This is a genomic window from Parasedimentitalea denitrificans (assembly GCF_011813015.1).
GTDB classification, from domain to species: domain Bacteria; phylum Pseudomonadota; class Alphaproteobacteria; order Rhodobacterales; family Rhodobacteraceae; genus Parasedimentitalea; species Parasedimentitalea denitrificans.
Genome location: NZ_QHLQ01000044.1, coordinates 1 through 10,906, shown reverse-complemented (window position 1 = coordinate 10,906; position 10,906 = coordinate 1). Strand labels below are relative to the sequence as shown.

Annotated in this window: 12 protein-coding genes; 11 read left to right on the top strand and 1 reads right to left on the bottom strand. The window is 54.1% G+C overall.

Annotated elements, in window-relative coordinates; translation table 11 throughout:
• Window positions 1-299 precede the first annotated feature (299 nt).
• Window positions 300-1,328 carry a LacI family DNA-binding transcriptional regulator gene (locus DL239_RS20930; protein ID WP_167686044.1) on the bottom strand — a complete coding sequence of 343 codons (1,029 nt, stop codon included), beginning with the start codon at window positions 1,326-1,328 and terminating at the stop codon, window positions 300-302.
• 158 nt (window positions 1,329-1,486) lie between these two features.
• On the opposite strand from DL239_RS20930, the gene DL239_RS20925 reads away from it, so the two are divergent.
• From DL239_RS20925 to DL239_RS20875, 11 genes are all read left to right on the top strand, one after another.
• A complete protein-coding gene (locus tag DL239_RS20925) occupies window positions 1,487-1,678 on the top strand; it encodes a hypothetical protein (protein WP_167686043.1) in 192 nt (63 codons plus the stop codon).
• Between the two features lie 21 nt (window positions 1,679-1,699).
• Complete coding sequence (locus DL239_RS20920) at window positions 1,700-2,848, top strand: TRAP transporter substrate-binding protein (RefSeq protein ID WP_167686042.1); 1,149 nt, start codon at window positions 1,700-1,702, stop codon at window positions 2,846-2,848.
• A gap of 100 nt (window positions 2,849-2,948) precedes the next feature.
• Window positions 2,949-3,461, top strand: a complete 513-nt coding sequence (locus DL239_RS20915; protein ID WP_167686041.1) for a TRAP transporter small permease — start codon at window positions 2,949-2,951, stop codon at window positions 3,459-3,461.
• Between the two features lie 12 nt (window positions 3,462-3,473).
• Window positions 3,474-4,802 (top strand): TRAP transporter large permease, encoded by a 1,329-nt coding sequence (locus DL239_RS20910; protein ID WP_167686040.1) that lies wholly within the window; start codon window positions 3,474-3,476, stop codon window positions 4,800-4,802.
• Between the two features lie 11 nt (window positions 4,803-4,813).
• Window positions 4,814-6,121: a histidinol dehydrogenase gene (gene hisD, locus DL239_RS20905; protein WP_167686039.1), complete on the top strand. Its 1,308-nt coding sequence runs from the start codon at window positions 4,814-4,816 to the stop codon at window positions 6,119-6,121.
• Window positions 6,114-6,875: an SDR family NAD(P)-dependent oxidoreductase gene (locus tag DL239_RS20900; protein WP_167686038.1), complete on the top strand. Its 762-nt coding sequence runs from the start codon at window positions 6,114-6,116 to the stop codon at window positions 6,873-6,875. The genes hisD and DL239_RS20900 overlap by 8 nt, the downstream gene beginning before the upstream one ends.
• Complete coding sequence (locus tag DL239_RS20895; RefSeq protein ID WP_167686037.1) at window positions 6,872-7,870, top strand: zinc-dependent alcohol dehydrogenase; 999 nt, start codon at window positions 6,872-6,874, stop codon at window positions 7,868-7,870. Before DL239_RS20900 ends, DL239_RS20895 begins: the two co-directional genes overlap by 4 nt.
• Window positions 7,871-7,873: 3 nt before the next feature.
• Window positions 7,874-8,278 (top strand): universal stress protein, encoded by a 405-nt coding sequence (locus tag DL239_RS20890; RefSeq protein WP_127749475.1) that lies wholly within the window; start codon window positions 7,874-7,876, stop codon window positions 8,276-8,278.
• Between the two features lie 23 nt (window positions 8,279-8,301).
• Entirely contained in the window at window positions 8,302-8,808 is a 507-nt protein-coding gene (gene comD, locus DL239_RS20885; RefSeq protein WP_167686036.1) for a sulfopyruvate decarboxylase subunit alpha, read from the top strand.
• Window positions 8,805-9,359, top strand: a complete 555-nt coding sequence (comE, locus tag DL239_RS20880; protein WP_167686035.1) for a sulfopyruvate decarboxylase subunit beta — start codon at window positions 8,805-8,807, stop codon at window positions 9,357-9,359. Before comD ends, comE begins: the two co-directional genes overlap by 4 nt.
• Before the next feature lie 9 nt (window positions 9,360-9,368).
• Window positions 9,369-10,517, top strand: a complete 1,149-nt coding sequence (locus DL239_RS20875; RefSeq protein WP_167686034.1) for an alpha-hydroxy acid oxidase — start codon at window positions 9,369-9,371, stop codon at window positions 10,515-10,517.
• Window positions 10,518-10,906: the final 389 nt, after the last annotated feature.

Below are 10,906 nucleotides of genomic sequence, written 5' to 3'. Positions count from 1 at the left end.
TTGGTCCTAACATCGCCACCAATCCCCCCACGCCAATAAGGAAATTGAATCAGTCATATACCCTCAAATCAACAAGAGTTTTTCAACAACATTCGCGCATAGCTGCCGTTGGAGTTGACCGCAGCGAAGGTCCGGAACCCGCCCAAAGCGTCATGTTTCTCGCGTCCCATTCAATGCCGTAAAGCAGCAACAAGGGTGAGAAGAGGTTCTTCGCGTCAGGTGCAAGATGGTGGGTAGCCAAACGTGTAAGCGGTCATTCATGCACACGTCTTTATCGGATTCTCAGCACTTAATACTGTTCAACGTTTGGACAGTGACGACCGAATTTTCAGGGATGTTTCAATTAAAGTGTTCTTTTGGTCCTTTGTGGCGTTGACCAAATTGATAAGCATCCTGGCGGCCTCCTTGCCCATGCGCCGGTGCGGCACGTGGACGGTTGTGAGTGGCGGTGACGAGATCTTTGCGATCTCGATGTCATCAAATCCAGTCACGGAAATGTCCTCAGGAACTCTCAGGCCCAGCTCTTTTGCTCTGGCGATTGCCCCGACGGCCAGAACATCGTTGCCACACATTACCACAGAAGGTCGAACCGTCTGAGCTAGGATCTGCTCCAGCGCCTTGCCGCCCTCGTCTATCCCATATGCAGACTCGACTATAGACAGGTCAGTAGCAGAAATTCCCGCTTCTGACATCGCAGCTCGAATGCCCCTCAGACGTTCACTAGCCCTGTCATTGTATTCGGGATTGGCCGTGATCGTAGCAATTCGGCGATGCCCCATGCTGATCACCTGATCCGCCAATGCCTTCATTGCCGTGAAATTATCGAAGCCAACCGTTGGGACATCTGCTTGCGGATCGAAAACCCAGGCAACAACAATTGGGACGCCCTGACGTTGTAGAAATTCATAAATCTTTGGGTCTCGGTGATAACCGATCAGTAGAATTCCGTCTGCTCCACGCGATACCAGAGTACGGATCTGTTCTTCTTCAAGATCGGCCCGGTACGAAGAGGACGCGACCAGCAAGGTAACTCCACTACCACCCAACTCCTCCTGAAACGCCTGCAAGGCACGTGCGAAGATTGCATTCTCCATGGTAGGAATAATTGCACCAATTGTATTGGTGTGCTTCGCTGCCAGGGCGCGGGCGTTGAAATTTGGGGCGTAACCCAGCTCACGCACCGCCGCCAAAACTTTGGTCCGGGTTTTTTCGATTACCTGGTCCGGCGAGTTCAAGCAGCGCGACACTGTTGCAGTCGACACTTTTGCAAGACGCGCAACATCAGCCAGCGTCGGGGTTCGGTCATTGTTTGCTTCGTCTGTCGTCATCACAAGATTCTTTATCCTGTTTCCCAGATCGTTGCACTTCATTTCCGAGATGAACGGCCTATTTCCAGGGAATGAATGTAAACGCTTGCATGAATTCCATGTAAGCGCTTACATTGATCGAGCGAATCGGACTTATAACCGTCAAACTGGAGAAACAAATGCTTCTGGCTCTTGCTTTACTGCTGTTTGCCATCTTCGGATCCAATGTGATCCTTGGATCAATGGGAATGGGAGGTTTCCTAGGGGATGTATCCGAAATGCTAATCTTGCTTGCCGCCTCGATCATATTCGTGGCGGCCATTTTGAAAAAAGAGGCCGCTGAAAAACAATCTAATAAGCAGCAGCGCTAAACTGTCCAACCGGAGGAAAACATGGATCGGAACCACAAAGAACTTGCCTCGGCCGAGCGCCGAAACTTTCTAAAACTGGCCGGAACTGGCAGCTTTACGGCCGCGTTAGTTGCCGGGGCCGCTGGTACCCTCTGGTCCACAGAAGCCGTTGCCCAGACCAACAAAGAAGAGCGCGAGCGCGAAAAGGCCGCAGACCACATCATGACGTTGGCCACAGCTTATGTGCTGGGCGCATCTCGCAGCTATCCAATCATGCAGCTAGACCTCAAGGAGAATATCCAAAACGCAACCAATGGCAAAGTCTATGTCAAAATGGCCCCAGGTGGGCAGCTAGGCGCTGGTGGAGCGTTGGTACAAAAAGTGCAAGGTGGCACCATTCAGGCCGCACAACATTCACTGTCGAATTTTGCCCCATTTGCATCAACCGTTGACCTGATCAACATGCCCTACCTGTGTGGTTCCAACCAGCGTTTCACTAACCTTGTAAACTCTGATCACTGGAAGTCTGAGGTCCACCCCAAAGTAGAGGCTGCAGGCTTCAAGGCGCTGTTTTATGTCAACATCGATCCACGCGTCGTAGCGGTTCGAAAAGGCGGTGCTGGCGCGGTGATGAGCCCATCTGATCTGTCAGGGGTGAAGTTCCGGGTTCCGGGATCAAAAATGCTGCAACAATACTATCGTTTGGTTGGTGCAAACCCAACACCGGTAGCATGGGGTGAAACACCTTCCGCTATTAAGCAAGGTGTAGCCGACGCGCTCGATCCATCTGTTGGCGCGCTATACGTGTTTGGCTTCAAGGATATTCTCAGCCACGTGACCTTCACCCAGGCGGTGCCAGACAGCCAAGTTTATTCTTGTAATCTGGAGTGGTTCAACAGCCTGCCCGCTGATGTACAAGATGGTGTTATGTGGGGCTCGGAAATGACCGCGCACCAGAACCTGTCCAAAGTTCCATCTGCCCGTTCTTATGCAATGTCCGAACTTGCAAAGTCGGGTGTTCAATTCCACTCGCTTAGCGAAGACCAGCTGGCTGAATGGCAGGCCGCCGGTGGTTATCAGCGCCCTGAATGGGATGAGTTCAAGACGGAACTTGCTGGGTCTATGGACGCATTCGCCAAGTTGGAAGAAGCCGCTGGCACACAGGGCAAATACTTCGTTCACGACGCATAATTTTCCCCTGGGTGCCCTTCGGGGCACCCCTTTTTGAACATGAGTATACGGCGACGCAATGCGACGCCGGTCCAACACTTATTCAACATCGGGACGCGTGATGAATATCCTAAGACAATTGGATCGAAATGCCGAACGCTGGCTGCTTTTGGTCTTTTACGTGATGCTAGTCGTCACGATGGCCGTCGAAGTTCTCCGCCGCGAGTTGTTCTCTTATTCGTCGATTTGGGGCGAAGAAATCGTCCGGTATTCCTTCATCTACCTTGCCTGGGTCGGCGCTGCAGCTGCGGTAAAGGAACGTGCTCATATCCGCATCGACGTTTTGCTGCACTACCTCGGCCCCAGGCCCAAGGCTGTCTTTTATATTTTTGGCGATCTGGTGATGTTTGTCGTCGCTCTGGTCGCGCTTTACTGGTCATTTGAAACGGTACTGGTTTCAGCCAAATTCGGTTCAGTGACCGATGGCCTGCGCATCTCCAAAGTTTGGTTTCTTGCGGCTGTTCCCGTTGGCTTTACGTTGATGATTTTCCGTCTCGTGCAGTCCTTCCTCCGTGACTTTCGATCTCTTCGTGACGGCACCCCCGTCTACGAAGGCGACAAACTGTTTGATTGAGGGACACCAAAAATGCTCTGGAATAATCTTCAACAAACGGTCGAACTCGGCTGGGATTTCTATCTTCCTGTAATCGTCTTTGTCGGTCTCATCGCTATGGCAGTGCCGGTTTGGGCTTCCATCGGCTCTGCTGCTATCCTCATGCTGATCATGTCTGGCGACCTGCCGCTCAGCCTGGTTGGCGAGAGTCTATTTTCAGGTATCGACGCCTTTGCGCTGACCGCCGTGCCCCTTTTCATCCTAACCGGTGATGTTCTTGTACGAACGGGGCTTAGCCGCAAGTTTCTAAACGTGGCCGAGGCCCTGACGTGCTGGGCCAAAGGCGGCTTTGGGTCGGCAACGGTTCTGGTTTGCGGAATGTTTGCGGCAATCTCTGGCTCTGATGCAGCAGGTGCTGCAGCGGTTGGCCGGATGACCATCGATCGACTGGTCGAAAGTGGCTACCCCCGTCCCTATGCCTGCGCACTGGTCGCCGCTGGTGCCTGTACAGGCATCTTAATTCCACCCTCCATCGCCTATATCATCATTGGCCTTGTGCTCGGTATATCCGCGTCGACACTGTTTCTGGCAGCCTTGATCCCAGGCCTGGCCATTCTGATCTCGATCCTGATTACCAATATCGTGATGAACCGGATCTACGCCTATGAGGGCGGTGGATTAATGACCATGGGGGAATGGTTCACCAACCTGCGCCGGGCTTTGGCATCGGACTGGTATGCCTTCATCGTCCCCGGCATCATCTTCTATGGCATTTTCTCAGGCCGATTGACCCCAACCGAGGCGGGTGCGACAGCGGTGGTCGTCACCATCATCATGGGTTTCATCTTGGGCACTCTGAAGCTGTCTGATTTTCCAGCGATGCTGGTGAGTTCAGCGAAGGTAAACGGGATCATTCTGCCGATCATCGCTTTCTCTGCTCCGCTTGCCGAAGCACTGGCCATCATGGGCGTGCCACAGGGATTTGTCACCGCAGTAACCTCGTTGACGGATGATCCCTACGTGTTGATCCTTTTGATGATCGGCATCTTGATTGCAGCCGGCTGCGTCATGGAAACCACGCCCAACATCGTGATCCTGGCTCCAATTCTAAAGCCTTTGGCTGACAACATCGGCATGAACGAAATTCAGTTCTGCATCATGATGATCACCGCGCTGGGTGTTGGGTTCATCACACCACCGCTTGGACTGAACCTGTTCGTTGTCTCCGGCATCACCGGTGAGTCGATCCTCAAGATCGCTGCCCGTGCAGTCCCCTTCGTTTTCTTCATGCTTATGGTTGTTCTGCTGATCGCCTATGTGCCGGCAATTTCGACAACTCTGCTCCCCGATATCTACAAATAGGACCAACAAAAATGGCTCGTGAGTACTTAAAGAAGGCCACACTAACTTCAAAATCGGATGCGTCCGATGTGCATGACACAGTGGTTAAAATCTTGGCGGATATCGAAGCGGGTGGCGATGAAGCCGCTCTGAAATATGCTGCGAAATTTGACCGGTACGAAGGCAATGTTTTGCTGACTCCGGCAGAGATCGAGGCTGCCTGTGCCCTAGTTCCAGATAAGCTGAAGGCGGATATTCAATTTGCTCACGACAACGTAAAGCGTTTTGCTGAAATGCAAAAGTCAACCGTGGCAGACGTCGAGTACGAAGTTGTGCCCGGTTTGACCGCAGGACAAAAAGCGATCCCAGTCGATGCTGCTGGCTGTTATGCACCAGGTGGACGCTATAGCCATGTCGCCAGTGCAATCATGACCGTAACCACAGCCAAGGTCGCGGGCTGCAAGCATATCACAGCCTGCTCTCCACCGCGGCCGGGTGTCGGTATCGCTCCTGCAATTGTCTATGCTGCGCATATTTGCGGGGCCGACAAAATCATGGCCATGGGGGGGGTTCAGGGCGTTGCGGCAATGACATTTGGTCTGTTTGGTTTGCCCAAGGCCAATATTCTTGTCGGTCCCGGCAACCAGTTTGTCGCCGAAGCCAAGCGCATTCTATTTGGTCGCGTCGGTATAGACATGATCGCAGGGCCGACCGACAGCCTTGTCCTGGCTGACCACACTGCTGATCCTCATATCGTTGCCACAGACCTCGTTAGCCAGGCTGAGCACGGCTACAACTCTCCAGTTTGGCTGGTCACGGACGACCGCGAACTGGCCCAAGATGTCATGGCCCGCATCCCTGCCCTGATCGAGGATCTGCCAGATGTGAACAGGGAAAACGCCACCGCCGCTTGGCGCGATTATGCCGAGGTTATCGTCTGCGCCAACCGCGAGGAGATGGCCGCCACATCGGATGAATATGCGCCTGAGCACCTGACTGTGCAGGCTGACGATCTGACTTGGTGGCTGGACCGCCTGACCTGTTATGGCTCACTGTTTCTGGGTGAAGAAACAACAGTGTCTTATGGCGACAAAGCAGCGGGCACCAACCATGTACTGCCGACCTCTGGCGCGGCACACTACACCGGTGGTCTGTCTGTACACAAATACATGAAAATCGTCACTTGGCAGCAAGCAACCCGCGAAGGCTCTAAGCCTGTTGCCGAGGCCACGGCCCGCATCTCACGTCTAGAAGGTATGGAAGGCCACGCACGCGCAGCAGATGTGCGTTTGGCTAAGTATTTCCCGGACGAAACATTTGATCTTACCGCCAATGGCTGAGCCAAGAGATCTATTCTCCGTTCGCGGAAAGGTAGCCTGTGTGACCGGGGCCAGTTCGGGCCTTGGTCGCCGGGCGGCCACGGTACTGGCTGAGGCCGGGGCGCAGGTTGTCGGCGTTGCCCGCCGGGCAGAGGCATTGGCCGAATGGCAAGCGGAAGCAGGTGAAAGCACTCACGCTGTAGCCTTTGATGTCTCAGATCGCAACGCTCTTGGGGATCTGGTACAGGAAGTGTCCAAACCTTTTGGGCCGCCGGACATCTTGATCCACGCTGCTGGCATTAACACGCGGCAAAATGCGGATGATGTCACCCCCGAAGGATGGGATGTTACGCTCAGCCTGAACCTGTCAGCCCCCTTCTTCTTAAGTCAGCAAATGGTTCCCAGCATGAAGGTCAAGGGCTGGGGGCGGATCATCAATTTCGCGTCACTACAGACCACTCGAGCCTTTCCTGGCGGCATTGCCTATGGCGCGACAAAAGCGGGTGTTGCCCAGCTAACCCGCGCGATGGCCGAGGCTTGGTCACCACATGGCATCAATGCCAACGCAGTTGGGCCGGGTTTTTTCCACACTGAATTGACCGCAGCAGTTTTTGACGATCCGGAACGCGCAGCAGGTAATGCCGCTCAGACATGCGTTGGGCGCAATGGCGAACCGCAGGATCTGGACGGTCCACTATTGTTTTTATGCTCTGATGCCTCGGCCTATGTGACCGGTCAGGTACTGATGGTTGATGGAGGTTTTACTGCCAAATGAAGGCATTAGTTTATACCGGTCCCGAAAGTTTGGAATACCTAGATGTGCCCGACCCGGATGTTGCATCTGGTGAGCAGCTTATCAGGATTACCTATGTGGGGATCTGCGGCTCGGACATGCACGCCTATCTAGGTCACGATGACCGGCGGCCCGCACCACTCATCCTGGGTCACGAGGTAGCAGGCGAGATCGTAGGCGGCACTCGTCATGGCGAGCGGGTAACCGTAAATCCATTGGTGACCTGTGGCACTTGTCCGGCCTGTCGTGATGGTCGCGATAATCTCTGCCCCGAACGGCAAATCATCTCGATGCCTCCGCGTGAGGGTGGGTTTGCAGAGCTGGTTGCAATGCCTGACAGCAATTTAGTCACGGTGCCGGATGACGTCTCATTGACCAAAGCGGCACTGGCCGAACCTATCGCCTGCGGCTGGCACGCTGCACGGCTTTCACTGGCAGCTTTAAGTGGCGCTGGTGACAAGGCATTGGTATTGGGTGGTGGCGCAATAGGCCTGGGTGCGGCACTTAGTCTAAGGGCACAGGGCGTTGGGAACGTCATGATTGTTGAACCTAACCCGGCTCGCCGCGCCTATTTGATCAATCACTGCGGCCAAACAGTGACTAACCACCCAACCAACGAGACCTTGTTTGATCTGGTCATTGATGGGGTCGGTTATGCCACCACTCGCGCCACTGCCTCTGCTTGTGTTCGCCCAGGTGGAGTGATCGGTCATATTGGATTAGGCGAAGACACCGGCGGACTCGATATCCGGCGGATGACCCTTCAAGAAATCAACTTCATCGGCACCTATACCTATACAGCCGAAGATTTCCTTCAGACTGCTCAAGCAATTTATGATGGGCGTCTTGGCAGGCTTGATTGGGCAGAGATCCGTCCCCTCTCGGCAGGGGCAGAGGCGTTTTCCGACATTCGCCGAGGTGTTGTCGCCGCCCCTAAAATCTTACTGCGGCCTGAAATCACACCGGAAAGGATCTAGCTGATGTACGACAAAATTATACTCGCCCTTTCACTGGAACATGGCATTGCAGAACAGGCACTGGAAACCGCGCGTCGCCTTGGCGGGAAAGACGCCGAGATCATAGCTGTGCATGTCTATGAACCCCCTAGCGGATCTGTCAGCACCTACCTTGACGAGGACCTGGTTCGCAAAGCCTATGATGATGCCAAACGCGCGCTCAAAGCTCGGTTTGACAACGCCCCAGAGGTCACTCCTGTGATCCTCAAAGGGCATTCCAGCCGCACCATCACCGAATATGCCGCCGAGATTAATGCAAACGCGATCATCGTCGGTTCCCACATGCCGGGTTTGCGTGACTATTTCCTGGGCACCACCGCCGCTCGGATTGTTCGCCATGCGCCCTGCGCCGTCATCGTCTTACGTTAGAATCCCCCCCAAAGGAGACAGTTTTGTCTATCAACACAAAAATCGTTGATGATCTGGTTGCTAATGACATCAGTTTCATCACCACTGTACCGTGCAAGCAACTGGCCGGTGTCATCGACGAGATCGACGCCCGCCCTGATGTACTTCACGTCCCTTCGAACAAGGAAGACGAGGGTATGGGCCTCTGCGCCGGAGCCTGGATGGGCGGCAAACGGCCTGCCATAATCATGCAAAACACTGCTATCGGCGTGACAATCAACACACTGGCAACGTTGATCCAATACTACCGAATGCCGCTGCCAATGCTGATCTCCTACAGGGGAGAACTGCGCGAGCCGGTGGCCTGCCAGGTTGAGATGGCCGTTCACACCAAGGCGCTGCTCGCGCAGATGAACATTCCAACCTATCATTTTCATAAGCAGTCCGACGCTGACGAGCTGGATGCGATCCTGAAATACACTTTCATGTGCAACAAACCGGTCGCCATACTGACCGATGCCAACTTCTGGGGAGGCTACGGCGACCAATGATCCGTTCTGATATTCTGAAAGAAATCGCGCCGATCCTGAGAGACCAACTGGTGGTCTGCAACATCGGCCTGCCCAGCCAAGAAATGCATATGATCGATGATCAACCAACCAACTTCTATATGCTTGGTACAATGGGTCTGTCTTCCTCGATAGGCTTTGGCCTGGCGCTGGCACAAGATAAAAAGGTCATCTCCATTGATGGCGACGGGTCAGTTTTGACCAACTTTGGGACCTTGCCCACCATAGCCAATAACGTGGCTAACAACTACATTCTGCTGATTATCGACAATGGCAGCTATGGCTCTACCGGTGACCAACCAACCTATGCCGGAAAGAAGACCTCTCTGGCTGCGGTGGCACGAGCTTGTGGCTGCGAGAACGTTGTCGAAGTGGCTGCAAAAGACACCGGCAAAGCCCTACAAGAAGCTATTGATGGTGATCAGATGACCATCATCGTGGCCAAATGCGAAAGCGGTAATATCAAAGTTCCTGTGATCACCATGGATCCCGTCGTAATACGTGACCGGTTCATGACGTCGGTACAAGCGTAAGGTCTGGGCATGCTGTTTGATACTGGCATCCATTGCTACACCGATGCGCGCCGACTGGCGCGCAAGCGGCTTCCCTGGATGGTCTTTGACTATATCGATGGCGCGGCTGGACAAGAGCATGGAGCTGCCCTCAGCAACAGGGCCCTGCAAGATATCCGGCTGACACCGCGCGTTCTGCGCGATGTCCGAAATCGGGATCTATCGGTGACCTTGTTTGACAAGCTGATGACACGGCCCTTTGGCATCAGCCCAATGGGGATGTGCAATCTCGCGGCGCCCGGCGCCGATCTACAATTGGCAAAAATAGCGCGAGAGCACCGCGTGCCGCATGGCGTGTCAACTGTGGCTTCTACTGATATGGAGACCCTGCACAAAGCCTCGGGCGGCACCGCTTGGTTCCAGCTCTATTTCAGTGGCGATGGCAGTGGCACTTTCAAGCTGGTGGAACGCGCTAAGGCAGCTGGCTATAGCACATTAGTGTTGACCTTGGATGTTCCAGAGGTTGGTCGGCGCCCACGTGAGCTGCGTCATGGTTTTAAAATGCCGTTCCGCATCGGCCCTCGGCAATTTATGGATTTTGCACTGCACCCGCGCTGGTCGCTAACCTCCCTGGCCAAGGGCAGCCCTAAAATGGCAAATTTCGATGGGAAGACCTACAAATTTGACCGCACCGAAAGCCGTGCGGCGGCAGACTGGAGCTATTTCGACAAGTTACGTGCGGTTTGGCCAGGTAAACTGGTGGTAAAAGGAGTCCTTCACCCCGAAGACGCGCAGCGTTTGGTAAACGCTGGTGCGGACGCGATTCAGGTTTCCAGTCACGGATGCCGTCAACTGGACAGTGCCCCACCTGCCATTCTGGCCCTACGTGACATTCGCGCGATTGTCGGACCCGATTACCCACTCTTCTACGATACAGGAATTCGCTCGGGTGAAGACATCGTCAAAGCCTATGTCATGGGGGCAGACTTTGTTTTCTTAGGCCGAATTTTATTGTTTGCAATTGCGGCTGGCGGTATCGAAGGTCTGCGTGCCATGTGGGATATCCTGAGCCGGGAAGTTAGCTTGGCCATGGCCCAGTTAGGAGTGACAACAATCGGAGAGTTGAAAAACATAAAGGAACCGCGGGCTACCACGAGCTTTCCAGATACCGGCTCTTAGCGGTAGTCGTTTCGAGGCTAGCCCCGAAACGATTGGTTTCCCTGAAGCAAACAGCCAGGGTTCGAAAGCAAACAACAGCCATGTCCACAAAGTAATCGTTCAGTCATGCGGCATCTATGCAGTATGGCAATGACCGCTTTAGGGAAGCTGAAACGCAGCAACCAATTCGGGGTTGAATGGCTGCTCTAGGCCGTATGTAAGCTGTCGGTGCGTTCTGCGGACCCAACTTTGCAAAGTCAGTTTTCTGCGCATTGCTGCCGTTGGACCTCAGCGCAGCGAATTCACACTTTCAGCCCGGCTTTGTTGCACAAATAGGGTTGAGGTCGGACCTCCCCTGACACCGGACGGATTTAGCCTATCGCCTCTGTCTTGGGGATGCCAAGTGCAGT